Below are 25895 nucleotides of genomic sequence, written 5' to 3'. Positions count from 1 at the left end.
AAAACTGCTTCGTCGTATGGTGCACTCAGGAGGATTCGAACCTCCGACCGCTCGGTTCGTAGCCGAGTACTCTATCCAGCTGAGCTATGAGTGCATTTGTTACCGCGCATTATAGGCCGCTAAATCTTTTTGCCAACCACTTTTTCGTTTAATTTCAACGACTTAGGCGATTCAGGCAGATTACAGCGTCCTACATGAATAATGGCGGAGAAGGGGGGATTCGAACCCCCGATACCCTTGTGAGGTATACTCCCTTAGCAGGGGAGCGCCTTCGGCCACTCGGCCACCTCTCCGCAACACGGGGCGTATAATAACCAGACCCTTCCCCGTTTGCAAACTCTTTTTTGAAAAAAACTCGATAAAAATTAATGGGTTGGTTCTTCGTCCTTCTCTTTCTTGATCCGCAGGTAGATTTCCTCACGGTGGACGGCCACTTCTTTAGGGGCGTTGACCCCTATCCGCACTTGGTTTCCTTTGACGCCGAGCACGGTCACGGTGATTTCGCCGTCGCCAATGATCAGGCTCTCGGCGCACCGACGAGTCAGAATCAACATAGCTTTCTCCTCACGCAATTCAGTTCAGGGATAACAGTCTGCAAAAAAAAGGGCTTCAGCCTACAACCCGTGACGGCTGCTGACCTACGCCTAAGTATTGACTAGCGCGAGCAAAAGCACAGATTTCTCACGCCAGCCAGAAAAACGAAGGGCGCGGCAAGCCGCGCCCCTGAGGCAGCCGCCTTACTCGCCCTGTCGGGCGGGGGCGTCGAGCTCGAAGGCGGTGTGCAAGGCGCGCACTGCCAGCTCCAGGTACTTCTCTTCGATTACCACCGAGACCTTGATCTCGGAGGTGGAGATCATCTGGATGTTGATGCTCTCCTTGGCCAGCGCTTCGAACATGCGGCTGGCAACACCGGCATGGGAACGCATGCCGACGCCGACGATCGAGACCTTGGCGATGTTGGTGTCACCTACCACTTCGCGAGCGTTGAGCTCGGCGGCGGTCTTGTCCAGGACCTTGTGGGCCTTGTCGTAGTCGTTGCGGTGCACGGTGAAGGTGAAGTCGGTGGTGTTATCGTGCGAAACGTTCTGCACGATCATGTCGACTTCGATATTCGCGGCACTGATAGGGCCGAGGATCTTGAAAGCAACGCCCGGGGTATCCGGTACGCCACGGATGGTCAGCTTGGCTTCATCGCGATTGAAGGCGATGCCGGAAATGATCGGCTGTTCCATGGATTCCTCTTCATCAATGGTAATGAGGGTACCCGGCCCCTCCTGAAAGCTGTGCAGCACGCGCAGCGGGACGTTGTACTTGCCGGCGAACTCGACGGCGCGGATCTGCAGCACCTTGGAACCGAGGCTGGCCATTTCCAGCATCTCTTCGAAGGTGATCTTGTCCAGGCGCTGGGCCTGGGCCACCACGCGCGGGTCGGTGGTGTAGACACCATCGACATCGGTGTAGATCTGGCACTCGTCAGCCTTGAGCGCTGCCGCCAGGGCCACGCCGGTGGTGTCGGAGCCACCACGACCGAGGGTGGTGATGTTGCCGTGCTCGTCGACACCCTGGAAACCTGCAACCACAACTACGCGGCCAGCCTTGAGGTCGCCGCGAATCTTCTGGTCGTCGATCTGCAGGATGCGCGCCTTGTTGTGCGCGCTGTCGGTGAGGATCCGCACCTGGTTACCGGTGTAGGACACCGCCGGAATACCACGCTTGATCAGGGCCATGGCCAGCAAGGCGATAGTCACCTGCTCGCCAGTGGAGACGATCACATCCAGTTCACGCGGAACCGGCTGATCGCTGATCTTCTTGGCCAGGTCGATCAGGCGATTGGTTTCGCCGCTCATCGCCGACAGAACCACCACCAGGTCATCGCCGGCTTCGCGGAACTTCTTGACCTTGTCGGCAACCTGCTCGATTCGCTCGACTGTGCCGACCGAGGTACCGCCAAATTTCTGTACGATCAACGCCATTTCAAAGCCGCCTCAGCCCATGAAGGGCACCCAATAAACATTCAATCAACGCCATGGCCCGCCACTGGACGGCGGGCCGATGTACGCCTTAAACGCCCTGCTCCACGAATGGCACGGTCAGGGCCAGCGCGTTGTCCAGCGCGGCGGTGTCTACGCCACCACCTTGCGCCATGTCCGGACGACCACCGCCCTTGCCACCCACTGCGGCAGCGGCTTGCTTCATCAAATCACCGGCTTTGAGTTGGCCAGTCAGGTCTTTGGTCACACCGGCAACCAGCACGACCTTTTCCTCATGGACACTGCCGAGCAGGATCACTGCGCGGCCGAGTTTGTTCTTCAGCTGATCGACCAGCGCCAGCAGCGCCTTGCCATCCTGGCCATCCAGACGCGCGGCCAGGACCTTGACGCCCTTGACCTCGACGGCTGCACTGGACAGATCGTCGCCAGCAGCGCTGGCGGCCTTGGCCTGCAGTTGCTCCAGCTGTTTTTCCAGCTGGCGGTTGCGCTCGAGCACTGCCGAGAGCTTGTCGATCAGGTTTTCGCGGCTGCCCTTGACCAGTTGCGCAGCTTCCTTGAGCTGCTCTTCAGCAGCGTTCAGGTAAGCCAGTGCGGCAGCGCCGGTGACCGCTTCGATCCGGCGTACGCCAGAAGCCACGCCACCTTCGCTGATGATCTTGAGCAGGCCGATATCACCGGTACGCTTGGCGTGGATACCGCCGCACAGCTCGACGGAGAAATCGCCGCCCATGCTCAGCACCCGAACGCTGTCACCGTACTTCTCGCCGAACAGCGCCATGGCGCCCTTCTGCTTGGCGGTTTCGATATCGGTCTCTTCGGTTTTCACCTCGGAGTTCTTGCGCACTTCGCGGTTGACGATGTCTTCCAGGGCCTTGAGCTGCTCTGGCTTGACCGCCTCGAAGTGACTGAAGTCGAAGCGCAGGCGCTGGCTATCGACCAGCGAGCCCTTCTGTTGTACGTGATCGCCCAGCACCTGGCGCAGCGCAGCGTGCAGCAGGTGGGTGGCAGAGTGGTTCAGCGACGTGGCGTGCTGGACGTCGGCATCAACCCGGGTCTGCACCTGGGCGCCGACAGTCAGGTTGCCGCTGGCCACCACACCGTGGTGCAGGAAGGCGCCGCCGGTCTTGGTGGTGTCACGTACGTCAAAGCGCACGTTGTCAGCCTGCAGGTAGCCGGTGTCACCGACCTGGCCGCCGGACTCGGCGTAGAACGGCGTGCGGTCGAGAATAACCACGCCCTCCTCGCCTTCGCCCAACTGCTCGACGACCTTGCCGTCCTTATAAAGAGCAACGATCCTGGCGCTGCCTTCGGTGGCGTTGTAGCCGGTGAACTCGGTGGCGACGTCGACCTTGACCAGGGTGTTGTAGTCCAGGCCGAAGGCGCTGGCGGAGCGGGCACGCTCACGCTGGGCTTCCATCTCGCGCTCGAAGCCTGCCTCGTCGATGGTCAGCTCGCGTTCGCGGGCGATGTCGGCGGTCAGGTCCATCGGGAAACCGTAGGTGTCGTACAGTTTGAATACAACGTCGCCCGGCACCACGGTGCCCTTGAGTTCGGCCAGGTCCTGCTCGAGGATCTTCAGGCCCTGCTCCAGGGTCTTGGCGAACTGCTCTTCTTCAGCCTTGAGCACGCGCTCGATGTTGGCCTGCTGCTGCTTGAGCTCGGGGAATGCTTCACCCATCTCGGCGACCAGGGCGGCGACGATCTTGTAGAAGAAGCTGCCGGTGGCGCCCAGCTTGTTACCGTGGCGGCAGGCGCGACGGATGATGCGGCGCAGCACGTAGCCGCGGCCTTCGTTGGACGGCAGCACGCCGTCGGCAATCAGGAAGCTGCAGGAACGGATATGGTCGGAAACTACCTTGAGCGACGACTGCTCGGCATTGGCGCAGCCGATAGCGGCGGCCGAAGCGCTGAGCAGGTTGCGGAACAGGTCGATCTCGTAGTTCGAGTGCACATGCTGCATGACCGCACTGATGCGCTCAAGGCCCATGCCGGTATCCACCGACGGTGCTGGCAGCGGGTGCAGCACGCCATCGGCGGTGCGGTTGAACTGCATGAAGACGTTGTTCCAGATCTCGATGTAGCGGTCGCCGTCTTCTTCCGGCGAGCCGGGTGGGCCGCCCCAGATGTCGGCGCCGTGATCGTAGAAGATCTCGGTGCACGGGCCGCACGGGCCGGTATCGCCCATGGTCCAGAAGTTGTCGGAGGCGTATGGCGCGCCCTTGTTGTCGCCAATACGCACCATGCGCTCGGCGGGTACGCCGATCTCTTTGGTCCAGATGTCGTATGCCTCGTCGTCGCTGGCATAGACGGTGACCCAGAGTTTCTCTTCCGGCAGGTTCAGCACCTTGGTCAGGAAGGTCCAGGCGTAGGTGATTGCGTCCTTCTTGAAGTAGTCACCGAAGCTGAAGTTGCCCAGCATTTCGAAGAAGGTGTGGTGACGGGCGGTGTAGCCGACGTTTTCCAGGTCGCTGTTCTTGCCACCGGCGCGCACGCACTTCTGGCTGCTGGTCGCGCGGGTGTAGGCGCGCTTTTCCTGGCCAAGGAAGCAGTCCTTGAACTGGTTCATCCCCGCGTTGGTGAACAGCAGGGTCGGGTCGTTGCCCGGAATCAAGGAGCTGGAGGCAACTCGGGTGTGTCCCTGCTCTTCGAAGAAGCGAAGGAAGGCTTCACGGATTTCTGCGCTTTTCATAGGTTCTTCCACGGAAACGGCGGCCTTAAGGCAAATGCTTGCGTCAAATTGACGAAACGACGGCAAAGGGCCGCATTATATCGGGCCTTAGGCTTGGGTGCAGTGTGTTTATGCTATAGAAACCGTCAATTGGACGGCCTGCAACGACAACGACAGCGAAAAACCGCTTGCTGCCACCCTGCCCGGCCTCTCAGGGCCTGTTTTGATCTGCTGACACGGTATTACTGGGGCCGTATAAAGCAATTGGCAAGGTTTCCCGGATGAAATGTCGTTCATCCGGAAAAAACCGTTAGCAGCCTATACGTTTACCTGACATCTGTGCTAATAATTCCCCGCCGCCGATTATCGGCGGCAACGTTCTCAGGGCGGGGTGCAATTCCCCACCGGCGGTAATTGCGCGCAATGCGCATAGCCCGCGAGCGCTTGCAGGCCTGCCTGCAAGGTCAGCAGACCCGGTGTGATTCCGGGGCCGACGGTCATAGTCCGGATAAAGAGAGAACGGGATAGGCGCAGCCGCGCCTGTCGCTTTGCACCTGCACGGCGAAATCCCTTTCGATCCAGCGCCCTGTTTCTCATACAAACAGGAGTCCGTTTCAATGCAACCTACCGCAATCGATAGCAAGAACCCTTCCCACGAGCGCATCGCCTTCATCCAGGCTTGCTGGCACAAAGATATTGTCGACCAGGCGCGCAAGGCATTCGTCGAGGAAATGGGTAAACAGGGCTATCAGGCAAGCGATATCGATTTCTTTGAAGTCGGGGGCGCTTTCGAGATTCCCCTGCACGCCAAGCTGCTGGCCCGTGGCGGTCGCTACGCTGGCATCGTTGCCGCAGGCCTGGTGGTCGATGGCGGCCTGTACCGCCACGAGTTCGTCGCCCAGTCGGTAATCAGCGGCCTGATGCAGGTGCAGTTGGAAACTGAAGTGCCGGTGTTCTCGGTGGTACTGACCCCGCACCATTTCCATGCCGGCGACGAGCACCAGAACTTCTACTTCGAACATTTCCTGGTCAAGGGCGTCGAGGCGGCAAAAACTTGCGCCGACACCCTGCAGAAGTTGCGCGCCCTGCGCCGCAATGAATCACCACAGAAAATGGCTGGCTGAATCACCCTGCAGGAGTGGGCTTGTCCCGCAATGCGATGCAGCCGATAGATCGCAATCGCGGGGCAAGCCCGCTCCCACCCGATCAGCCTAGCTGTTCGGGGTTGGCGGGAACGATCAGAATCCCCGCCCGAAGGCCATTCTTGACTTTCGGGTTGGGGAAGATGATGCGCGCGCCCTGCTCTTCGACGATCCAGCGGGTGTCGGCGATATCCTCGGCCAGCAGATAGCCGGGTTCGAGCTCGGAAAAGTTCTCGATATCGGCCGGCAGGTTCAGGCGAAAGTGCTCGCTGTGCTTGATGATCTCACGTGCCACGCTGAACAGTTTCAAGCCATCCAGAGCCTCAGGCGCCTCGGGTTCGGTGCCTTCGATAATCTGCTTGAGGCGGGTTTCCAGGCGATCGACGTTGACCGCGCCGTTCTCCCCGAACGGCCGCGCCTTGCCCAGTTCCAGGGTAAAGGCTTCAGCCCCCAGTTGCTCATAGGTGTAGGCGGTGAAGGTAATCGACACCTTGCTCTGCAGCAGCACCGCCTCCATGCCGGCCGCGCTCAGGCGCGCCAGTTCGCGACGCGAATGCTGGCGGCCTTCCTTGTACGGATAGAGGGCGAACTGCTCGATCTTCGAACCGCGAATGGCAGTGTGCAGGTCGTAATGCAGGCGGGTGCGATCAGGCACGCTGAAGAAGGTCGCCGCCAGGCGCTCCAGCTCACAGGCGCGCAGGGCCTCGGGGCCGCTGGTCTGATCATGGCGGCCATTGAACAGGCGGTTGACGTCCTGCTCGATATAACGCTCGCCGCGGCGGATCGCATCGGGGTTACCGAACAGGAACAGAATACGCGCCCGCGGCTTGAGATCGCCGCGGGCAATGTCGTGCAGCAACCGGTCGAGCAACTCGATCGGTGCGGTTTCGTTGCCATGGATGCCTGCCGACAACAGCAGGTCCAGGCCATTGTCACGGGCCTCGGGCGGGCGCACTTCGAGGGCGCCCTCACCGAGCCAGCGCATGCGTACGCCGTCGACAGTCAGCTGGGTCTTCTCTGCCGGTTCGCGACCGGCCAGGGTCAGTTCAAGCAGTTTGCCGAGGGCGAGCATGGGCTATTCCTTAGTGATGGTGGCCGCAATCGGGACCATGGACGTGATCATCATCGTCGCCGGCATCGGCCGGTTCCATTTCCAGCTGCAGGCTCACCAGGTTGGTGGCCAGTGGGCGCAGCAGCAGGTTGGCGTACTCGGTATCGTCTTCTTCAACGTCGACGCCGATCAGCAGCTGACCACGGCCATCCTGCTGAATCCATACCTCCTTGCCTTGCCAGACCACCGCAAAGCGGGTGCAGGAAGTTTCCAGCTGGGTACCATCGTCATCTTCAAGGATCAGCTGCAGGGCGTCGGACATAGTCGAATTCTCTCTCAAGGTTGGAGTTGGAACGGATAGACCGAACCCAGTTTGAGGATCTGGGTCAGTTCATCCAGTGCCGTACGACATTCCAGCAACAACTGCGGATCAGCCAGGTCGGTTTCGCTCAGGCGATCGCGGTAGTGCTTGTCGACCCACTGGGTCAGGGTGTCGTACAGCGGTGCGGTCATGATAACGCCTGGATTGACCGCCGCCAGTTCCGTTTCATTCAATGCCACGCGCAAGCGCAGGCACGCCGGCCCGCCACCGTTCTGCATGCTCTGCTTGAGGTCGAAGACCTTGACCTCGCTGACCGGCCCGCCTGCGCTGGTCAAGGACGACAGATAGGCCCAGACCCGCTCGTTGTTGCGGCACTCTTCCGGCACGATCAGCAGCATCGAACCATCGGCGCGAGACAGCAACTGGCTGTTGAACAGGTACGAACGCACCGCGTCCTCAACCGTCACAGCCGAGCGCGGAACGCAGATCGCCTTGAAGCTACCGCCTCGTTTAGCCAGTTTAGCCTGCAGTTGGCCAAGCATCGCCTCGGTCTCGAGGAAGGCGTCTTCGTGGTAGAACAGCACTTCACCGTTACCCACCGCGATCACATCGTTGTGGAACACGCCCTGGTCGATCACTGCCGGGTTCTGCTGGGCGAAGACCACGCCCTCCTCGCTCAGGCCATGCAGGCGCGCGACGGCTTGCGACGCCTCAAGCGTCTGGCGCGCCGGGTACTTCTGTGGCGCCGGGTAACGGGTGTCGAAGGCGCTGCGGCCGTAGACGAAGAATTCGACACCGGCCTCGCCATAGCTGCGGCAGAAACGCGTATGGTTGGCCGCGCCTTCATCACCGAACTGCGCCACCGCCGGCAAGGCGGCGTGGTGGGCAAAGTGCTTGTTATCGGCAAACATGGCGCCGAGCACGCGACTGGTGGTCGGGTGCTCGATGCTGCGGTGGTACTTGCAGTTGAGGTTGGCGGCGGTGAAGTGCACGCGGCCGTCCGCAGTGTCGGCACTGGGGCTGACGGTGGCGGCGTTGGCCACCCACATGCTCGAGGCCGAGCAGCTGGCGACCAGCAACGGCATGGCCTCTTTGGCGGCACGTTCGATCACTTGTGCGTCGCTTCCGCAGAAGCCCAGGCGGCGCAGCGCGGCCACGTCCGGACGCTCCTGCGGGGCCAGTACGCCCTGCTGGAAGCCCATTTCCATCAACGCCTTCATCTTCGCCAGGCCCTGACGTGCAGCCTCCCGCGGGTTGGACGCCTGCTGGCTGTTGCTTTGCGAGGCAACGTTGCCGTACGACAGCCCGCCGTAGTTGTGCGTCGGTCCGACCAGACCATCAAAATTCACTTCAAACGATTTCATCGGCAAGGCTCCGTGGACCTTTTGTTATAGGGAGACGCCTGGCGTCAGTGTCGCAGGCAGGGTCAGGCTGGCGGTCTCCAGCGAGGCTACCGGGTAAGCGCAATAATCGGCTGCGTAGTAGGCGCTGGCGCGGTGGTTGCCGCTAGCGCCCACACCGCCGAATGGCGCGCTGCTGGCAGCACCGGTCAGCTGCTTGTTCCAGTTGACGATGCCGGCGCGGCTTTGCAGCCAGAAGTACTGGTAGCGCGCGTGAGAATCGGACAACAGGCCGGCGGCCAGGCCGTACTGGGTGTTGTTGGCCTCGGCGATGGCTCCATCGAAATCGCTGTAGCGAATGACCTGCAGCAGCGGGCCGAAGAACTCTTCGTCAGGGCGGTCAGCGACCGCGGTGACATCGATGATGCCCGGGGTCAGCAAGGCGGCCGTGGCTTGCGGCTGGGTCATTTGCAGCAGCGACACGCCGCCGTTGCCGAGCAGGTGCGCCTGGGCATCAAGCAGTGCCTTGGCCGCGCCCAGGGAGATCACCGAGCCCATGAACGGCGCCGGCTGCTGGTCGAAGGCACCGACCGAAATGTTCGTGCTCACCTCGACCAGGCGCTTGAGCAGCGCATCGCCCCAGGCGCCTTGCGGCACCAGCAGACGGCGCGCACAGGTGCAGCGCTGGCCGGCGGAAATGAACGCCGACTGAATGATGGTGTAAACCGCAGCGTCGAGGTCCTTGACCTCATCGACCACCAGCGGGTTGTTGCCGCCCATCTCCAGGGCCAGGATCTTGTCCGGGCGCCCGGCGAACTGCTGGTGCAGCAGGTTGCCAGTGCGGCTGGAACCTGTGAAGAACAAGCCATCGATACCCGGGTTGGCAGCCAGGGCCACGCCGGTTTCGCGGGCACCCTGGACCAGGTTGAGCACGCCCGCCGGCAGGCCGGCCTCGATCCAGCATTTGACCGTCAGCTCGGCAACCTTCGGGGTCAGCTCGCTGGGTTTGAACACCACGGTATTACCGGCCAGTAGCGCCGGGACGATATGACCGTTGGGCAGGTGGCCGGGGAAGTTGTACGGACCGAACACCGCAACCACGCCGTGAGGCTTGTGGCGCAGCACGGCGGTGGCATCGGCCAGCGGGCCGCTTTTTTCGCCGGTGCGTTCACGGTAGCTCTGTACCGAAATCGCTACCTTGTTGACCATGCTGGTCACTTCAGTTGCAGCTTCCCACAGGGGCTTGCCGGTTTCTTCACCGATGCAGCGCGCCAGTTCGTCGGCATTGGCCTTGAGTGCGGCGGCAAAGGCTTCAAGTACGCTGATGCGCGCTTCCAGTGACTGCAGCGCCCAGCCGGCAAAAGCCTGGCGCGCGGCCTTGACCGCGCTGTCGACCTGCTCGGCGTTGGCGCCCTGGCCTTGCCAGACAACCTGCTGGCTGACCGGGTCGAGTGATTGCAGCGCTTGACCCTGCCCTGCCTGCCAACTGCCGGCGATAAAGTGAGTCGTCATTATTTGGCCTCCCGGGCAGCGGACAGTGGTACGGCACGCACCTGGTCACCGGCGCTCAGGCGCAGGCGTTTGGCGGTCTGTGGATCGACCACCAGGGTGCCGGCCGCAAGGCGCGCCGGTGCGGCAGTGATGCGGCAGTCTTCGCGCTTGCGGTTGTGGATGATGAAGGGGGTCGCGTCGTCGCCCGGGGTACCGACGGCCATCACCAGCGCCTGGCTGTCGTGCACCGCACGGATCTTGGCGGTCTCGCACTCCACGGCAGGGCCTGCGTCGAAGATGTCGACATAACCCTGGTAGCTGAAACCTTCGCTCTTGAGCATCGCCAGCGCAGGCTCGGTATCGGTATGCACCCGGCCGATGACGTTGCGCGCCGCTTCCGAGAGGAAGCAGGTGTACAGTGGGAACTTGGGCATCAGCTCGGCAATGAAGGCCTTGTTGCCGACACCGGTCAGGTAGTCGGCCTGGCTGAATTCCATTTTGAAAAAGTGCCGGCCCAGGCTTTCCCAGAACGGCGAACGGCCCTGCTCGTCGGACATCCCGCGCATCTCGGCGATGATCTTGTTGCCGAACAGCTCCGGGAACTCGGCGATGAACAGCAACCGCGCCTTGGCCAGCAGGCGGCCATTGAGGCCGCTACGGTGATCGGCACGCAGGAACAGCGAGCACAGCTCTGAGTTGCCGGTCAGGTCGTTGGCCAGGAACAGGGTGGGGATTTCCCGATAGATGTTCAGTTCCTGGGAAGCACTGACGGTCAGGCCGACCCGGTAGTTGTACCAGGGCTCACGCAGGCCGACCGCACCGGCAATGGCGGAGATACCTACCACCACGCCTTCGTCGTTTTCCAGCACGAACAGGTAATCGGCATCACCGCGCTCGGCTTCGCCACGGAAAGTCTTCTCGGCCCAGCCGACCCGGTGCGACAGGCGCTCTTCATTGGCCGGCAAGGTGGTCAGGCCGGTGCCGGTACTGCGCGCCAGCTCGATCAGCGCGGGTAAATCGCTGCTGCGTACGGGACGAACGATCATGCTATCTCCTCGGGCGGCGGCCTGTGGCCTGCCGCAAAACTCGACCTGGGTGCTCGGTTATCGAACCGCAGGGATCAAACCGCGACCAGGCGCACGCTGGCGCCTTCGCCGACGCCCAGGGCTTCGGCGGCTTCAAGACTCAGGCTGACCGGCTTGCCAGGTGCCCAGTCGAGCTCCAGCAGCACTGCGCGGTAATCCTGCAACTGGCCGTTGCTGACCAGGTACGGGCGCCCGCCCTTGCTGGCGTCATCGTCCAGCTTGACCGGCATCACCCGGCTTTGGGCAATCGAGCGGATCCCGGAAACCCGCGCATGCAGGGTCGGGCCGCCGTCGAAAATGTCGATGTAGTGATCGGTCTCGAAGCCTTCGCGCATCAGGATGTCGAAGGTGATCTGCGCCCGCGGGTGTACCTGGCCCATGGCCTCTTGCGCGGCATCCGGCAGCAGCGGCACGTAGATCGGGTAATGGGGCATCAGCTCGGCCAGGAAGGTCCGGCTCTTGAGACCGCACAGGCGCTCGGCCTCGGCGTAGTTGAGGTCAAAAAAGTTGCGCCCGATCGCATCCCAGAACGGCGAATCGCCGTGCTCGTCGCTGTAGCCGACGATCTCGGTCACCACCGATTCGGCAAAGCGCTCCGGGTGGGCCGCCATGAACAGCAGGCGCCCGCGGGAGTTGAGCTCGGCCCAGCCGCTGCCGACCAGTTCCGGCAGCACGTAGAAGCTGGTCAGCAGGCTGTTGCCGGTCAGGTCGTGGCACTGCGAGAGGACGTGAATCTTGTTGTGGATCTTCAGCTCGCGAGACGCATGCACGAAGGTCTCGTTGCGAAAACTGTAGAACGGCTCGGAATAACCGGCTGAGGCGACGATCGCCGAGCAGCCCACCAGCTTGCCGGTGCTACTGTCTTCGAGAACGAAGAAATAGCTCTCTTCACCGTTGAAGCTCACTTCAGCAGCGAAGGAGGTTTCCGAAGCGGCAATCTTGTCGCTCAGGCGACCGGCATCATCCGGCAAGGACGTGACACCAATGGGGCTGTCTGCGGCAAGACGCTGTACTTCGCCCAGATCAGCCATTTGCGCGGGGCGCATCACCAGCATGGTGTCACTCCTTTCGGGTATACAGGCCGACATCCGCCGGCTCAGAGAAAAACAGCAGGTGCCCGCAGGCACCTGCTCTGGAATTCGGTATCACCGGCCCCGCAGGGCCGATGACAGGACGGCAGGCGTGAATCAGGCCTGAGTCAGTTTTGCCGCGGCACGTTCGAAACGGTCCAGGCCTTCGTCGATGTCGGCATCTTCCACCACCAGGCTCGGGGCGAAACGCACGACATCAGGGCCGGCTTGCAGGACCATCAGGTTTTCTTTCTCGGCGGCGTTGAAAACCTCCTTGGCCTTGCCTTTCCAGGCCTCGGACAACACGCAACCGATCAGCAGGCCGACGCCGCGCACCTGGGTGAACAGGCCGTACTTCTCGCCGATCTGCTCCAGGCGCTTCTTGAAGCGCTCGTGCTTGGCCTTGACGCCCGCCAGCACTTCAGGGGTGTTGACGATATCGAGCACGGCGTTGGCCACGGCACAGGCCAGCGGGTTGCCGCCGTAGGTGGTGCCGTGGGTGCCGACGGTCAGGTGCTTGGCCAGGTCTTCGGTGGTGAGCATCGCGCCGATCGGGAAACCGCCGCCCAGGCTCTTGGCGCTGGAGAGGATGTCCGGGGTCACGCCGTAGTGCTGGTAGGCAAACAACGAGCCGGTACGGCCAACGCCGGTCTGCACTTCGTCGAAGATCAGCAGCGCGTTGTGCTTGTTGCACAGCTCGCGGGCGCCTTGCAGGTAGGCAATGTCGGCCGGGACCACACCGCTTTCACCCTGGATCGGCTCGATGACCACCGCGCAGGTTTTGTCGGAGATCTGTGCTTTCAGCGCTTCCAGGTCGTTGTACGGCACGTGGCTGATGCCGGTGATTTTCGGCCCGAAACCATCGGAGTACTTCGGCTGGCCGCCGACGCTGACGGTGAACAGGGTGCGACCGTGGAAGCTGTTAACGGTGGCGATGATCTCGTGCTTCTCGGGGCCGAAACGGTCGTGGGCTACACGACGGGCCAGCTTGAATGCGGCCTCGTTGGCTTCGGCACCGGAGTTGCAGAAAAACGCACGGTCGGCGAAGGTCGCGTCGACCAGCTTGTGCGCCAGGCGCAGGGCCGGCTCGTTGGTGAACACGTTGGACACGTGCCACAGTTTATTGGCCTGCTCGGTCAGGGCGCCAACCAGCGCCGGGTGGGCATGGCCAAGAACGTTCACGGCGATGCCGCCGGCGAAATCGATCAGCTCGCGGCCCGCCTGATCCCAGACGCGGGAGCCCGCTCCACGGACGGGAATGAACGCCGCCGGGGCATAGTTGGGGACCATCACCTGGTCGAAATCGGCGCGTTGCACCGGAGCTTGCGGAGCGGACATCGGAGTCTCCTGAAGATGAACGCCTGCCTGGAACTGGCGAGCGATGGGGGGATTGTAAGGACAGATCGGCGCCTGACCTTGCCGCCAAGCGACAACTTCTTATAGCGCCAAACCCTGTTTTACCAAGGCTTACGGCAATGCGACAAATAGGGTCGCAAAGGCGCAGTTTAAACGCTGCGGGGAATACGCGGGAGATTCTGTATGGGCGGTTCGATCGCGGGGCAAGTCGGGTCGCCGCACCGCCGTTCCCACAGTCATGATACCTGCGGGAGCGGGCTGGCCCCGCGATCAAAAATCAGCCGCGCTCCGCGGGGACCGACGACAGTTCGAACGGGCTGCTGCTACGTCGCTGGTTACGATCTTCGCGCGGCGTGGCGCCAAAGAAGTTGCGGTAGGCGCTGGAGAAATGCGGCCCGGAAGAAAACCCGCAGGACAGCCCGATCTGGATGATCGACTTGCTGGTCTGCATCAGCATCTGCCGTGCCTTGTTCAGGCGCAGTTCCAGGTAATACTGGCTCGGCACGCGATTGAGGTACTGCTTGAAGATCCGCTCCAGCTGACGGCGCGATACGCACACATGCTGGGCGATCTCGTCGGTGGTGAGCGGCTCTTCAATGTTGGCTTCCATCAGCAGTACCGCCTGAGTCAGCTTCGGATGGCTGGAACCCAGACGGTTCTGCAGCGGAATGCGCTGGCGCTCACCGCCTTCGCGAATCCGCTCGACCACCAGCTCTTCAGACACTGCGCCGGCAAGCTCGGCACCGTGATCACGGGCCAGCACCGCCAGCAGCAGATCGATCACCGACATGCCGCCGCAGGCCGTCAGGCGGTCACGATCCCAGTCGAACAGGTGGCTGGTGGCGATGACCTTGGGGAAACGCTCGGCAAAATCATCCTGCCAGCGCCAGTGCACCGCCGCCCGGTAACCATCGAGCAGACCCAACTGCGCCAACGGATAGACCCCCGCCGACAGCCCGCCGACCACGCACCCGGCACGCACCAGTTGTTTGAGTGCGCTGGCCAGGCTCGACGCCACCGCCTGCGGCGGCTCGTCCGCCAGCAAAAACAGCTTCTGGCAGCCCTCGAGCTTGCCGGCCCACGGCTCGCCCGGCAGGCGCCAGGCACCTTCGCCCGGCGCTTCGGCCTGCAGGAACGACAACTCGTAGACCACTTCCGGATGGACCTTCTGGGCAACCCGCAACACCTCTTCGGCCAGCGCCAGGGTCAGGGCTTTGGTGCTGGGCCAGATGAGAAAACCGATTCGCTGGGTGGTCATGGGATGCGGTCCGAAACCTGAGAGAGGTCAAGAAGTTAGAGCCTGGTCAGGCTGCGCTTGGCACGCAGCATGACCCATTTTGGTGCAAAGCGGCAATCTTACTTCAAGCTGCCCGAGAGGAACTGCTGCAGACGCTCCGACTGCGGGTTGACCAGCACTTCGCGCGGGTTGCCACTCTCTTCCACCAGGCCCTTGTGCAGGAACACCAACTGGTTCGACACCTCGCGGGCAAAGCCCATTTCGTGGGTGACCACGACCATGGTCCGGCCTTCCTGGGCCAGCGACTGCATGACCTTGAGCACGTCACCAACCAGCTCGGGGTCGAGCGCCGAGGTCGGCTCGTCGAACAGCATCACTTCCGGCTCCATGGCCAGCGCCCGGGCAATGGCCACGCGCTGCTGCTCACCACCGGACATATGCCCAGGATAGGCGTCCTTGCGGTGGGCGACACCAACTTTGGCCAGGTAGTGCTCGGCTTTTTCCAGGGCGTCTTTCTTCGACATGCCCAGCACGTGCACCGGTGCTTCGATGATGTTTTCCAGCGCGGTCATGTGCGACCACAGGTTGAAGTGCTGGAACACCATCGACAGGCGCGAACGCATGCGCTGCAGCTGCTTGGGATCGGCGGCCTTGAGCGCGCCGTCCTTGTTGGCGACCAGCTTCAACTCTTCGTTGTTGAGCAGGATCTTGCCCGCGTGCGGCTGCTCGAGCAGGTTCATGCAGCGCAGGAAAGTACTTTTGCCCGATCCGCTGGAGCCGATGATGCTGATCACGTCGCCTGCCTTGGCCGCCAGGGACACGCCCTTGAGCACTTCGTGACTGCCGTAGCGTTTATGCAGGTCTTGGACTTCGAGTTTGTACATGCTGTCGATTCTCACAAAGCAGTCAGTCTTGAGCTAACGCTCAGGGCGAAAAAGTGGGCGCAGGCTTCAGTGCTTGCGCGGCGCCAGGTAGCCCAGCCAGCGGCGCTCGGCCAGCTTGAACAGGCGCACCAGAATGAAGGTCAGGCACAGGTAGAACACGCCAGCGGTGATGTAGGCCTCGAACGGCAGGTAGTACTGGGCGTTGACCGTGCGCGCCGCACCGGTGATGTCAATCAGGGTGACGATCGACGCCAGGCTGGTGGTCTGCAGCATCATGATCACTTCGTTGCTGTACTGCGGCAGCGCCCGGCGCAGGGCCGATGGCAAAAGGATGCGGCGGTACATCTTGACCCGCGACATGCCCATGGCCTTGGCCGCCTCGATCTCGCCATGGGGCGTGGCCTTGAGGCTGCCGGCAATGATCTCGGCGGTATAGGCGCTGGTGTTGATGGCAAAGGCCAGGCAGGCACAGAAGGTCGCACTCGACAGCCAGGGCCAGAGGAAGCTTTCACGCACCGCCTCGAACTGGGCCAGGCCGTAGTAGATCAAGAACAGCTGCACCAGCATCGGCGTGCCGCGGATCACGTAGGTGTACAGCCAGGCGCTCATGTTCACCAGCGGCTGCTTGGAAACACGCATCAGGCCCAACGGGATCGCCGCCAGCAAACCGAACAGCAGCGAAAGTGCCAGCAGCTTGAGGGTGGTCAGCAGGCCGCCCAGGTACAGCGGCAGCGCTTCCCAGATGACGTTGTAGTCAAAAATCATAGATCAGCCGCCTTTACGCCAACCGAGTAGCGCTTCTCGAGGTAACGCAGGGCCAGCAGCGAAACACTGGTGATCACCAGGTACAGCGCTGCTACCGCCAGGAAGAAGGTGAAAGGCTCGCGGGTGGCGTCGGCCGCCTGCTTGGCCTTGAACATCATGTCCTGCAGGCCGACCACCGAAATCAGTGCAGTCGCCTTGGTCAGGACCAGCCAGTTGTTGGTGAAGCCCGGGATCGCCAGGCGAATCATCTGCGGCACCAGCACCCGGAAGAATACTTGCAGGTTGCTCATGCCATAGGCCATGCCGGCTTCGGCCTGTCCCTTGGGGATGGCCATGAACGCGCCGCGGAAGGTTTCCGACAGATAGGCACCAAAAATAAAACCCAGGGTGCCGATACCCGCCATCAGCGGATTGAGGTCGATATAGTCGTCAAAGCCCAGCAGCGGCGCGACGCGGTTGAGCAGATCCTGGCCGCCGTAGAAGATCAGCAGGATCAGTACCAGATCGGGAATCCCGCGGATCACGGTGGAATACAGATCGCCGAGCCAGGCCAGCCAGCGCACTGGCGACAAACGCAGCGCCACACCGATCAGACCGAGCACGATGGCCAGGGCCATGGACGACAAGGCGAGCTGTAGCGTCAGCCACGCTCCGTCGAGGATGACTGCCCCGTAGCCTTTCAACATGATGAGGTCCTCGACCTTAGGGATGAAAAAATGGTGCAAACCTCAGAGTCTCTGCTGCTTGCACCATTGAACAGGTGAAACGTCGACGATTTACTTGGCTTCTGGGCCGTAGATGTCGAAGTTGAAGTACTTGTCCTGAATCAGCTTGTACTTGCCGTTGGCACGGATGCCGGCGATGGCTGCGTTGATCTTGTCTTTCAGCGCGTCACCTTTGCGTACAGCGATACCAATGCCGTCACCGAAGTACTTGGCGTCGGTGAACGATGGGCCAACGAAGGCGAAGCCTTTACCGGCGTCAGTCTTCAGGAAACCGTCTTCCAACAGCGTAGCATCGGCGACGGTACCATCCAGACGGCCAGCGGCGACGTCCAGGTAGATTTCGTTCTGGGTGCCGTAGGGAACGATGGTGGCGCCTTGGGCACCGAACACTTCCTTGGCGAAGCGGTCGTGGATCGAGCCGCGCTGCACGCCGATCTTCTTGCCCTTCAGTTCAGTCAGGCCTTCGCTGACGGCAGTACCTTCCTTCATCACCAGGCGCGCCGGGGTCAGGTAGTACTTGCCGGTGAAGTCCACGGACTTCTTGCGGTCTTCGGTGATCGACATGGACGACAGGATGGCGTCGATCTTGCGCACCTTGAGTGCCGGGATCAGGCCGTCGAATTCCTGCTCAACCCACACGCACTTGACCTTCATCTCTTCGCACAGGGCGTTGCCGATGTCGTAGTCGAAGCCGACGATGCTGCCGTCCGGCGCCTTCGATGCGAACGGTGGGTAGGCGGCTTCGATCCCGATTTTCAACGGTTTCTCATCAGCCAGCGCTGCCAGGGAAAACACGGACAGCGCCAGGGCGCCAAGCAGTGCGAGTTTCTTCATCTGGAACTCCATCGGTAAAGGGCAATACGAGGCAGGATTGAGAGCTGCCCGATATGCGAATGGGTACAACGCGAGCTGCGCAGGGTCGGCATTGAAGCAGACGCGACGAGCGAGTGATCGGCATTTTAACGACAGCTCCGAAGCCGATATTTCTTCAATGCGACAACTAGTTACAGAAGCGCAGGAACGCGGGGGCGCAGATATTGACAGCTTTCACGGAATATGCAAAAGCAAAAGACAAATAACCAATCAATGAAGCAATAAGCGGGCCTATTATTGGCAAAGCCTTCTAATCCGGCAAGCGCAGCGTTTGAGCAGGCGAAAATGGGCGACTGAAACGCCCTGAAAACCCACAGTTGCGTTTCGCTTTGCCCCGCTTTTGTGCGAAAGCGGTGACAGAAGGGTTACCGATGATTGTCGAAGTAACAGAATGCACAAAGCCCCGCCGGGAGAACCAGGCGGGGCTTTGTGTGAACCCGATCGCTGTGTAGGAGCGGGCTTGCCCCGCGATGCTTTTAGGCCGAAGCCTTGCTCATATCCTTATGGGTATCGATCAGGTGCTGCACCACGCCCGGATCAGCCAGGGTCGAGATATCACCCAGGCCGTCGTACTCGGCCGTGGCAATCTTGCGCAGGATGCGGCGCATGATCTTGCCCGAGCGGGTTTTCGGCAGGCCGGGCGCCCACTGGATGACATCCGGCGAGGCAATCGGGCCGATCTCCTTGCGCACCCAGTTCTTCAGCTCCAGGCGCAGTTGCTCGGTTGGCTCGACGCCGCCATTGAGGGTGACGTAGACATAGATGCCCTGCCCCTTGATATCGTGCGGCACGCCAACCACTGCGGCCTCGGCGACTTTCGGGTGGGCGACCATGGCACTTTCGATCTCGGCGGTGCCCATGCGGTGGCCGGAGACGTTGAGCACGTCATCGACGCGGCCGGTGATCCAGTAGTAGCCGTCTTCGTCGCGACGGGCACCGTCACCCGTGAAGTACATGCCGCGAAAAGTCTTGAAGTAGGTGTCGACGAAGCGGTCGTGGTCACCGTACAGCGAGCGCGACTGGCCCGGCCAGGAATCGAGGATCACCAGGTTGCCTTCGGCGGCGCCTTCGATCAGGTTGCCCAGGTTATCCACAAGGGCCGGCACCACACCAAAGAACGGACGGGTCGCCGAACCCGGCTTGAGCGCGGTAGCGCCTGGCAGCGGGCTGATCAGCACGCCGCCGGTTTCGGTCTGCCACCAGGTGTCGACGATCGGGCAACGCTCCTTGCCGACGGTGTGGTAGTACCAGTTCCAGGCTTCCGGGTTGATCGGCTCGCCCACCGAACCCAGCAGGCGCAGGCTGGAACCATCGGCACCGGCGACGGCAGCCTGACCTTCGGCCATCATCGCGCGAATGGCAGTCGGTGCGGTGTAGAGGATGTTGACCTTGTGCTTGTCGATGATCTTCGACACGCGGGTGATGTCCGGATAGTTCGGCACGCCTTCGAACAGCACGGTGGTCGCGCCGTTGGCCAGCGGACCGTAGACAATGTAACTGTGGCCGGTGACCCAGCCGACATCGGCGGTGCACCAGTAGACTTCACCTGGACGGTAGTCGAACACCCGCTCATGGGTCAGCGCGGCGTAGACCATGTAGCCGCCGGTGGTGTGCAGCACGCCCTTGGGCTTGCCGGTAGAGCCGGAGGTATAGAGGATGAACAGTGCTTCCTCTGCGCCCATCTCCTTCGGCGCGCAGTGGCTGGAGGCAACCTTCATCAGGTCTTCGTACCAGATGTCGCGGTGCTGGTGCCAGGCGATGTCGCCGCCGGTGCGCTTGCAGACGATGATCTTCTGCACGCTGCTGGTTTCCGGGTTGGTCAGCGCCAGGTCAACGTTGGCCTTGAGAGCGGTGCGCCGACCGCCGCGCAGGCCTTCGTCGGCGGTGATGACGATTTTTGACTTGCAGTCGATGATGCGCCCGGCCAGCGCCTCGGGCGAGAAGCCACCGAACACCACCGAGTGGATCGCACCGATACGGGCGCAAGCCAGCATGGCGACCACGGCTTCGGGAATCATCGGCATATAGATGGTGACCACGTCACCACGGTGCACATCCTGGCCGCGCAGGGCGTTGGCGAACTTGCACACTTGCTCGTACAGTTCACGGTAGGTGATGTTGCGGTGCTCGGAAGGGTCGTCGCCCTCCCAGATGATCGCAATTTGATCGCCGCGCTCGGCCAGATGGCGGTCCAGGCAGTTGTAGGAAACGTTCAGAGTGCCGTCAGCAAACCATTTGATATCGACATGGTGGTCGTCGAAGGAAGTCTGCTTGACCTTGGTGAAAGGCTTGATCCAGTCGAGGCGCTGAGCCTGCTCGCGCCAGAAGCCGTCCGGGTTGATCACCGACTGCTGGTACATGGCCTTGTAGGTCGCCTCGTCGGTCAACGTGTTGGCCGCAACCTCGGGACGAACGGGATACAGGGGAGCCGCACTCATCTTTGTTACCTCGGTGTAATAGTTGTTTTTGTATGACCTCGTTGTAACTGTACCAGACTGCGCCGGCCATTCGACGTTGGTAGTAACGCCTTGGTCTTTTCTGCCTGCGACAAGCCGCGAAGGCTCAAGGCTGGGGCTGCACGGCAGAAAAATTAAAAATCCCGGCAGTCTGCCAGGCGATTGTTACAGTTTCTGCCAACAGTGTTTATCAAAACCGTGGCTGTTTAAGCGCAAGCCGCACTCCTAGAATTCACCTCGCCAGCAACGGCACCACGATTAACTTTCTTGTAGCCCCCCACGAAGGGAAGTTAATCGGCAAATAATCGTGATAGTTGATCCTGTTGTACACGCGGCGCCACAAGCGCTGCGTGCCCCCTTACGACCTTAGACAGGTAAAAATGAAGATGAAAGCTTTACTGGTATTGGCACTGGGTAGTCTTTGCAGCGTGGCCATGGCCGACGAAGTTGCAAATGGCGGCGCCGAGCAGATTCCGGTTGAACAGTACAGTTACTCGCAGCATCTGGACATCGCCAAGGTCATTTCCATGAGCGAAGTGCCGAATGTCTGCGAAGTGGTCCCGGCGCGCATGACCTACGAAGATTCCCAGGGCAAGCGCCACATTCTCGAGTACCGGGTGATGGGTAACGGTTGCTCGAACGGTTGATCCAATGGGTTGACCGCCTGCAGCGCCTCGGTTGGCAATCAACGAGGCGCGCTGCACTAAGTGAACAGCACACCTGTAACTAACACCCCACCGCTATTACCCATACTTTATTAACAGCGGATTAATTAATCCGATTTGCCGACTGCATGTTCACGCAACTTGTTGGCAATAGTGGTATGGGAAACTCCCAGACGCTTACCCAGTGCCCGGCTACTGGGAAATTCGCTCATCAAACGCTCCAGCACCGCCTTCTCGAAACGCCCGACTATTTGCCCCAGATCGCCCTCAAGGGAAAACTCGCCCAGGGGTTGCCGACCGCCGTAGTCCGGCAAGCGAATATGCTCGCTCTTGACCACCCCGCCATCGCACAGTGACACGGCCTGGAACAACACGTTCTCCAGTTGCCGCACATTGCCCGGCCAGTGGTACTGGCTCAGACGCTCCATGGCCGCCGGCGCGAGCTTGGGCAGCGGGCAACCGATCTGCCGGCTGGCCTGGTCAAGAAAGTGCTCGACCAATGGCGGCAAGCCATCCAGGCACTCGCGCAGCGGTGGAATGTGCAGCGACAGCACGTTGAGGCGGTGGTAGAGGTCCTGACGAAACTCGCCACGGGCGCACAGCTCGGACAGGTCGACCTGGGTCGCGCAGATGACCCGTACATCCAGGTACACCTCTTCATCACTGCCTACCCGGCGAAAACAACCGTCCTGCAGAAAACGCAGCAGTTTTACCTGCAAGCGCGGACTCATCTCACCGACGCCATCGAGAAACAGCGTGCCGCCGGCCGTCAGCTCCAGTAGCCCCAGCTTGCCCTCGGCCCGCGCGCCCTCGAATGCCCCCGGGCCATAACCGAACAATTCGGTCTCGGCCATCGACTCGGGCAAGCCGGCGCAATTGAGCGCCATCAGCGGCGCCTGGCCACGGGGGCTGGCCAGGTGACAGGCGCGGGCCAGCAATTCTTTGCCGGTGCCGGTCTCGCCCTCGATCAGCAACGGTGCGTCCAGCGGTGCCATGCGCCGCGCCTCGCGCACCACCGCGGCCATCACCCGCGAACTCTGGAAGATGCTGTCGAAACCACGCAACTCCTGCTTGCGCACGTTATAGATGCGCTCGCCAATACGGTCGGCGCGGTGCAAGGTCAATACCGCTCCGGCCAGGGCCTCGCTGTCGTCGTGCTCGGACTGCAACGGCGCAATATCGGCGAGGAACACATCGCCCTTGACCTTGACCCGCAGGCCGTTGATGCGCGACTTGTTGGCCCGCACCAACTCCGGCAGGTCGAAATCCTCGGCGTAGCGCGACAGCGGAATGCCCGGCACCTCGTCGACACGTACCCCGAGCAACTGCGCCGCCGCGCGGTTGGCGGCGACGATGGAGCCGCCCATGTCGATCGACAGCACCGGGAAGTCCAGGGCGCCGAGCAAGGCATTGAGCTCCATGTGCCGACGTTCGCTAGGCATCAGGCCGACGCGCTTGACCCCGAAGACCCCGGCGATCGATTCGAATTTCGGCCGCAAGGCCTGGAACTGCAGGTTGATCAGGTTCGGGCAGTGCAGATAGATGGCATTGCCATGCTCGCCACCGACCTCACCGCGGGCGACGTTGATGCCGTACTCCACCAGCAGGTTGAGGATGTCGCGCAGGATGCCGATGCGGTTCTGGCAATGCACTTTAATACGCATGAAATGTCCTACAAGAAGGTCTGGTACGCGGCACGGCAGGCAAGTTTTTGCAGCGACCGAAGAATAGTCGTAAAGATTATGTGACAGATGGCCGCAGTTTCAAGGGATAACGCCCCCGTTTTTTCTGCATGCCGGCTAATTCGTAAAGTTATCGTTACAAAAATCAGAACAGAATCAGCCTGAATCCACCATCAGGCCGCTGCAAACCGGTCAAATGCGAGTTATCACTAGGGGCAATGGCTTGATCACATAACAAGAATGGCCCTCAGCAGGAGAGCAGCATGAAACAGACGCAATACGTGGCTCGCGAGCCCGATGCGCAGGGTTTTATCGACTACCCGCAGCAGGAACATGCGGTGTGGAACACCCTGATTACCCGTCAACTGAAGGTGATCGAAGGCCGCGCGTGCCAGGAATACCTGGACGGCATCGACCAGCTGGGCCTGCCTCACGACCGTATCCCACAGCTGGGTGAAATCAACAAGGTGCTGGGCGCCACCACCGGCTGGCAAGTTGCCCGGGTACCGGCCCTGATCCCCTTCCAGACCTTTTTCGAACTGCTGGCCAGCAAGCGCTTTCCGGTGGCGACCTTCATTCGCACCGAAGAAGAACTCGACTACCTGCAAGAGCCGGACATTTTCCACGAGATCTTCGGCCACTGCCCGCTGCTGACCAACCCCTGGTTCGCCGAATTCACCCACACCTATGGCAAGCTCGGCCTGCAGGCCACAAAAGAAGAGCGCGTGTACCTCGCCCGCCTCTACTGGATGACCATCGAGTTTGGCCTGGTGGATACCCCGCAGGGCCGCAAGATCTACGGCGGCGGCATTCTTTCTTCGCCAAAAGAGACCGTCTACAGCCTGTCCGGCGAGCCCGAGCACCAGCCGTTCGACCCGCTGGAAGCCATGCGCACGCCGTATCGTATCGACATCCTGCAACCGCTGTACTTTGCCCTGCCCAACCTCAAGCGCCTGTTCGACCTGGCCCATGAAGACATCATGGGCATGGTTCACACAGCGATGAAGATGGGTCTGCACGCACCGAAATTTCCACCCAAGGTCGCTGCCTGAGCGATCTTGCAAACCAATAACAAACCACTTGCGGAAAACCTTATGAACGCCTTGAACCAAGCCCACTGCGAAGCCTGCCGTGCCGATGCTCCACAGGTCAGCGACGAAGAACTGCCGGTACTGATCAAGCAGATCCCGGATTGGAACATCGAAGTCCGTGACGGCATCATGCAGCTGGAAAAAGTCTTCCTGTTCAAGAATTTCAAGCACGCCCTGGCGTTCACTAACGCCGTTGGCGAAATCTCCGAAGCCGAAGGTCATCACCCAGGCCTGCTGACCGAATGGGGCAAGGTCACCGTGACCTGGTGGAGCCACTCGATCAAGGGCCTGCACCGTAACGACTTCATCATGGCCGCGCGCACCGACGAGGTCGCCAGCACCGCCGAAGGCCGCAAGTAATGCACTTCGGCGCCATTGGGCGCGTACCTGGCGACCCGATCCTCGGGTTGATGGAGGCGTATGCCAAGGACAGCAACCCGGACAAGTTCGACCTCGGTGTCGGCGTGTTCAAGGATGCCCAGGGCCTGACGCCAATCCCGGCAGCGGTCAAACAGGCCGAACAACGCCTGCTTGAGCAGCAAGCCAGCAAGAGCTACGTCGGCGGTCATGGCGATGCGGATTTCGGCCGGCTGATCAGCGAGCTGGTACTGGGTAGCGATTCGTCGCTGCTCAGCAACAAGCGCGCCGGCGCCACCCAGACCCCGGGCGGCACCGGTGCCCTGCGCCTGGCAGCGGAGTTCATCGAGCACTGCCTGCCGGGCCGCGGCATCTGGCTGAGCGACCCGACCTGGCCGATCCACGAAACCATCTTCGCCGGCGCCGGCCTCAAGGTCAGCCACTATCCTTATGTCGGCGCGGACAACCGCCTGAACGTCGCGGGGATGCTGGCCGCCCTGGAAGTCGCGCCCAAGGGCGACGTGGTCTTGCTGCACGCCTGCTGCCACAACCCGACCGGTTTCGACCTGAGCCAGGACGACTGGCGCGCCGTGCTCGAGGTGGTGCGCCGCCGTGAGTTGCTGCCGTTGATCGACTTCGCCTACCAGGGCTTTGGCGATGGCCTGGAAGAAGACGCCTGGGCGGTACGGCTGTTCGCCGCCGAACTGCCTGAGCTGCTGATCACCAGTTCCTGCTCGAAAAACTTCGGCCTGTACCGTGACCGCACCGGCGCCCTGCTGGTGTGCAGCCATGATGCCGAGAAGCTGCTGGATGTACGCAGCCAGCTGGCGCTGCTGGCCCGCAACCTGTGGTCGACGCCACCGGATCATGGCGCGGCGGTGGTGGCGCAGATTCTTGGCGACGCCGACCTCAAGGGCCTGTGGGTCGAGGAAGTCGACGCCATGCGCCAGCGTATTGCCGAGCTGCGGGTCGGCCTGGTCGAGGCCCTGGCGCCCCACGGCCTGAGCGAGCGTTTCGCACACATCGCCGAGCAACGCGGGATGTTCTCCTACACCGGTTTGTCGCCGGAGCAGGTCAAGCAACTGCGTGAGCGCCACAGCGTTTACATGGTTGGCACTGGCCGGGCGAACATCGCCGGTGCCGATGCCGCACGCCTTGAAGCACTGGCTGCAGCCATCGCTGACGTCTGTCGTTAAAAGCATCGCCGGCAAGCCTGGCTCCCACACTGGATCTGCCTATACCGGACCCCGTGGGAGCTGGCCTTGCCAGCGATTGGCTGCGAAGCAGCCCCGAAGAACGCTCGATCTTCAACGCCAATCGGCAGGAAAATTCATACTGTCATTCAGACTCCTGTATCCTGCACAGGCTTTTACAAGCCCATGCGCGCCTTGCGCAGCCTTTCCACACACTTGCGAGGAACGACGAGATGCATGAAATCCCGAATCTTCCCTTCCCAAGCCTGAACCCAGAAGAGCAGACTCCTGCCACTCACAGCGCCGAACCAGCCCAGGCTGACTACGACGGCGACGAAACTTCCAGCGCCGACCAGGAATAAATCGCGCACGATCAGACTGTGTGAAAACGGCTGATGCAGGGACCACCCCGTCAACACGTTTTCACACCGTCAAGAATTCCTCTTCTACG

23 protein-coding genes, 2 tRNA genes and 1 riboswitch are annotated in these 25895 nt (G+C 61.5%); of the genes, 6 read left to right on the top strand and 19 right to left on the bottom strand.

Annotated elements, in window-relative coordinates; genetic code table 11:
* Positions 1-17: 17 nt before the first annotated feature.
* The 5 genes from ABIE20_RS25805 to alaS form a co-directional block, all read right to left on the bottom strand.
* A tRNA-Arg gene (locus ABIE20_RS25805) sits at positions 18-94 on the bottom strand.
* A gap of 108 nt (positions 95-202) precedes the next feature.
* A tRNA-Ser gene (locus ABIE20_RS25800) sits at positions 203-293 on the bottom strand.
* Between the two features lie 72 nt (positions 294-365).
* On the bottom strand, positions 366-554 hold the full coding sequence (gene csrA, locus ABIE20_RS25795) for a carbon storage regulator CsrA (RefSeq protein ID WP_010226667.1): 189 nt from the start codon (positions 552-554) through the stop codon (positions 366-368).
* A 183-nt stretch (positions 555-737) separates the two neighbouring features.
* Positions 738-1973 carry an aspartate kinase gene (locus ABIE20_RS25790; protein WP_010226665.1) on the bottom strand — a complete coding sequence of 412 codons (1236 nt, stop codon included), beginning with the start codon at positions 1971-1973 and terminating at the stop codon, positions 738-740.
* A gap of 88 nt (positions 1974-2061) precedes the next feature.
* Complete coding sequence (gene alaS, locus ABIE20_RS25785) at positions 2062-4680, bottom strand: alanine--tRNA ligase (protein WP_429508258.1); 2619 nt, start codon at positions 4678-4680, stop codon at positions 2062-2064.
* A gap of 352 nt (positions 4681-5032) precedes the next feature.
* Positions 5033-5184, top strand: a riboswitch (FMN riboswitch).
* 92 nt (positions 5185-5276) lie between these two features.
* Here alaS and ABIE20_RS25780 point away from each other — a divergent pair.
* Complete coding sequence (locus ABIE20_RS25780; RefSeq protein ID WP_429508257.1) at positions 5277-5783, top strand: 6,7-dimethyl-8-ribityllumazine synthase; 507 nt, start codon at positions 5277-5279, stop codon at positions 5781-5783.
* Between the two features lie 82 nt (positions 5784-5865).
* On the opposite strand, the gene astE is transcribed toward ABIE20_RS25780, so the two are convergent.
* The 13 genes from astE to acs form a co-directional block, all read right to left on the bottom strand.
* Positions 5866-6873 carry a succinylglutamate desuccinylase gene (astE, locus tag ABIE20_RS25775; protein WP_429508255.1) on the bottom strand — a complete coding sequence of 336 codons (1008 nt, stop codon included), beginning with the start codon at positions 6871-6873 and terminating at the stop codon, positions 5866-5868.
* Between the two features lie 10 nt (positions 6874-6883).
* Positions 6884-7174: a topoisomerase II gene (locus ABIE20_RS25770; protein WP_010226660.1), complete on the bottom strand. Its 291-nt coding sequence runs from the start codon at positions 7172-7174 to the stop codon at positions 6884-6886.
* Positions 7175-7188: 14 nt separating this feature from the next.
* Positions 7189-8538 (bottom strand): N-succinylarginine dihydrolase, encoded by a 1350-nt coding sequence (gene astB / locus ABIE20_RS25765; protein WP_429508254.1) that lies wholly within the window; start codon positions 8536-8538, stop codon positions 7189-7191.
* 24 nt (positions 8539-8562) lie between these two features.
* Positions 8563-10029, bottom strand: a complete 1467-nt coding sequence (gene astD, locus ABIE20_RS25760; protein ID WP_429508262.1) for a succinylglutamate-semialdehyde dehydrogenase — start codon at positions 10027-10029, stop codon at positions 8563-8565.
* Positions 10026-11051, bottom strand: a complete 1026-nt coding sequence (astA, locus tag ABIE20_RS25755; protein ID WP_429508253.1) for an arginine N-succinyltransferase — start codon at positions 11049-11051, stop codon at positions 10026-10028. The genes astD and astA overlap by 4 nt, the downstream gene beginning before the upstream one ends.
* Before the next feature lie 74 nt (positions 11052-11125).
* Positions 11126-12145 (bottom strand): arginine/ornithine succinyltransferase subunit alpha, encoded by a 1020-nt coding sequence (gene aruF / locus ABIE20_RS25750; RefSeq protein ID WP_429508252.1) that lies wholly within the window; start codon positions 12143-12145, stop codon positions 11126-11128.
* A gap of 132 nt (positions 12146-12277) precedes the next feature.
* Positions 12278-13498 (bottom strand): aspartate aminotransferase family protein, encoded by a 1221-nt coding sequence (locus tag ABIE20_RS25745; protein WP_429508251.1) that lies wholly within the window; start codon positions 13496-13498, stop codon positions 12278-12280.
* A gap of 295 nt (positions 13499-13793) precedes the next feature.
* Positions 13794-14774, bottom strand: coding sequence for a transcriptional regulator ArgR (argR, locus tag ABIE20_RS25740; RefSeq protein ID WP_010226652.1), 981 nt, complete (start codon positions 14772-14774; stop codon positions 13794-13796).
* 98 nt (positions 14775-14872) lie between these two features.
* Positions 14873-15637, bottom strand: coding sequence for an ABC transporter ATP-binding protein (locus ABIE20_RS25735; protein ID WP_429508248.1), 765 nt, complete (start codon positions 15635-15637; stop codon positions 14873-14875).
* A gap of 66 nt (positions 15638-15703) precedes the next feature.
* On the bottom strand, positions 15704-16402 hold the full coding sequence (locus tag ABIE20_RS25730; RefSeq protein ID WP_130263707.1) for an ABC transporter permease: 699 nt from the start codon (positions 16400-16402) through the stop codon (positions 15704-15706).
* The gene (locus tag ABIE20_RS25725; protein ID WP_429508246.1) at positions 16399-17088 is read right to left on the bottom strand and encodes an ABC transporter permease; all 690 of its coding nucleotides are present in this window, start codon (positions 17086-17088) and stop codon (positions 16399-16401) included. The genes ABIE20_RS25730 and ABIE20_RS25725 overlap by 4 nt, the downstream gene beginning before the upstream one ends.
* A 90-nt stretch (positions 17089-17178) precedes the next feature.
* On the bottom strand, positions 17179-17961 hold the full coding sequence (locus tag ABIE20_RS25720; RefSeq protein WP_429508244.1) for an ABC transporter substrate-binding protein: 783 nt from the start codon (positions 17959-17961) through the stop codon (positions 17179-17181).
* A gap of 515 nt (positions 17962-18476) precedes the next feature.
* Positions 18477-20438 carry an acetate--CoA ligase gene (acs, locus tag ABIE20_RS25715; RefSeq protein WP_429508243.1) on the bottom strand — a complete coding sequence of 654 codons (1962 nt, stop codon included), beginning with the start codon at positions 20436-20438 and terminating at the stop codon, positions 18477-18479.
* 404 nt (positions 20439-20842) lie between these two features.
* Between acs and ABIE20_RS25710 the strand changes: the two genes are divergently transcribed.
* A complete protein-coding gene (locus tag ABIE20_RS25710) occupies positions 20843-21103 on the top strand; it encodes a DUF2790 domain-containing protein (protein WP_045200148.1) in 261 nt (86 codons plus the stop codon).
* A 125-nt stretch (positions 21104-21228) separates the two neighbouring features.
* Here ABIE20_RS25710 and ABIE20_RS25705 read toward each other — a convergent pair whose 3' ends face one another.
* A complete protein-coding gene (locus ABIE20_RS25705; protein ID WP_429508241.1) occupies positions 21229-22785 on the bottom strand; it encodes a sigma-54-dependent transcriptional regulator in 1557 nt (518 codons plus the stop codon).
* Between the two features lie 281 nt (positions 22786-23066).
* Between ABIE20_RS25705 and phhA the strand changes: the two genes are divergently transcribed.
* The 4 genes from phhA (at position 23067) to ABIE20_RS25685 (ending at position 25806) form a co-directional block, all read left to right on the top strand.
* Entirely contained in the window at positions 23067-23855 is a 789-nt protein-coding gene (phhA, locus tag ABIE20_RS25700) for a phenylalanine 4-monooxygenase (protein ID WP_429508239.1), read from the top strand.
* Positions 23856-23897: 42 nt separating this feature from the next.
* Complete coding sequence (locus ABIE20_RS25695; protein WP_036994257.1) at positions 23898-24254, top strand: 4a-hydroxytetrahydrobiopterin dehydratase; 357 nt, start codon at positions 23898-23900, stop codon at positions 24252-24254.
* Positions 24254-25447 (top strand): amino acid aminotransferase, encoded by a 1194-nt coding sequence (locus ABIE20_RS25690; RefSeq protein ID WP_429508236.1) that lies wholly within the window; start codon positions 24254-24256, stop codon positions 25445-25447. Before ABIE20_RS25695 ends, ABIE20_RS25690 begins: the two co-directional genes overlap by 1 nt.
* 230 nt (positions 25448-25677) lie before the next feature.
* Positions 25678-25806, top strand: coding sequence for a hypothetical protein (locus ABIE20_RS25685; protein ID WP_258578902.1), 129 nt, complete (start codon positions 25678-25680; stop codon positions 25804-25806).
* Positions 25807-25895 lie beyond the last annotated feature (89 nt).

This window comes from Pseudomonas sp. 2835 (assembly GCF_050435905.1).
Classification (GTDB): domain Bacteria; phylum Pseudomonadota; class Gammaproteobacteria; order Pseudomonadales; family Pseudomonadaceae; genus Aquipseudomonas.
Note: the sequence above shows the minus strand (reverse complement) of the source record. Positions and strands in the feature narration are given on the sequence as shown.

Bases quoted from the DNA above. Each gene is read 5' to 3' on its own strand.
- csrA (WP_010226667.1), bottom strand. From the start codon at position 554: ATGTTGATTCTGACTCGTCGGTGCGCCGAGAGCCTGATCATTGGCGAC.
- ABIE20_RS25790 (WP_010226665.1), bottom strand. From the start codon at position 1,973: ATGGCGTTGATCGTACAGAAATTTGGCGGTACCTCGGTCGGCACAGTC.
- alaS (WP_429508258.1), bottom strand. From the start codon at position 4,680: ATGAAAAGCGCAGAAATCCGTGAAGCCTTCCTTCGCTTCTTCGAAGAG.
- ABIE20_RS25780 (WP_429508257.1), top strand. From the start codon at position 5,277: ATGCAACCTACCGCAATCGATAGCAAGAACCCTTCCCACGAGCGCATC.
- astE (WP_429508255.1), bottom strand. From the start codon at position 6,873: ATGCTCGCCCTCGGCAAACTGCTTGAACTGACCCTGGCCGGTCGCGAA.
- ABIE20_RS25770 (WP_010226660.1), bottom strand. From the start codon at position 7,174: ATGTCCGACGCCCTGCAGCTGATCCTTGAAGATGACGATGGTACCCAG.
- astB (WP_429508254.1), bottom strand. From the start codon at position 8,538: ATGAAATCGTTTGAAGTGAATTTTGATGGTCTGGTCGGACCGACGCAC.
- astA (WP_429508253.1), bottom strand. From the start codon at position 11,051: ATGATCGTTCGTCCCGTACGCAGCAGCGATTTACCCGCGCTGATCGAG.
- aruF (WP_429508252.1), bottom strand. From the start codon at position 12,145: ATGCTGGTGATGCGCCCCGCGCAAATGGCTGATCTGGGCGAAGTACAG.
- ABIE20_RS25745 (WP_429508251.1), bottom strand. From the start codon at position 13,498: ATGTCCGCTCCGCAAGCTCCGGTGCAACGCGCCGATTTCGACCAGGTG.
- argR (WP_010226652.1), bottom strand. From the start codon at position 14,774: ATGACCACCCAGCGAATCGGTTTTCTCATCTGGCCCAGCACCAAAGCC.
- ABIE20_RS25735 (WP_429508248.1), bottom strand. From the start codon at position 15,637: ATGTACAAACTCGAAGTCCAAGACCTGCATAAACGCTACGGCAGTCAC.
- ABIE20_RS25730 (WP_130263707.1), bottom strand. From the start codon at position 16,402: ATGATTTTTGACTACAACGTCATCTGGGAAGCGCTGCCGCTGTACCTG.
- ABIE20_RS25725 (WP_429508246.1), bottom strand. From the start codon at position 17,088: ATGTTGAAAGGCTACGGGGCAGTCATCCTCGACGGAGCGTGGCTGACG.
- ABIE20_RS25720 (WP_429508244.1), bottom strand. From the start codon at position 17,961: ATGAAGAAACTCGCACTGCTTGGCGCCCTGGCGCTGTCCGTGTTTTCC.
- acs (WP_429508243.1), bottom strand. From the start codon at position 20,438: ATGAGTGCGGCTCCCCTGTATCCCGTTCGTCCCGAGGTTGCGGCCAAC.
- ABIE20_RS25710 (WP_045200148.1), top strand. From the start codon at position 20,843: ATGAAAGCTTTACTGGTATTGGCACTGGGTAGTCTTTGCAGCGTGGCC.
- ABIE20_RS25705 (WP_429508241.1), bottom strand. From the start codon at position 22,785: ATGCGTATTAAAGTGCATTGCCAGAACCGCATCGGCATCCTGCGCGAC.
- phhA (WP_429508239.1), top strand. From the start codon at position 23,067: ATGAAACAGACGCAATACGTGGCTCGCGAGCCCGATGCGCAGGGTTTT.
- ABIE20_RS25695 (WP_036994257.1), top strand. From the start codon at position 23,898: ATGAACGCCTTGAACCAAGCCCACTGCGAAGCCTGCCGTGCCGATGCT.
- ABIE20_RS25690 (WP_429508236.1), top strand. From the start codon at position 24,254: ATGCACTTCGGCGCCATTGGGCGCGTACCTGGCGACCCGATCCTCGGG.
- ABIE20_RS25685 (WP_258578902.1), top strand. From the start codon at position 25,678: ATGCATGAAATCCCGAATCTTCCCTTCCCAAGCCTGAACCCAGAAGAG.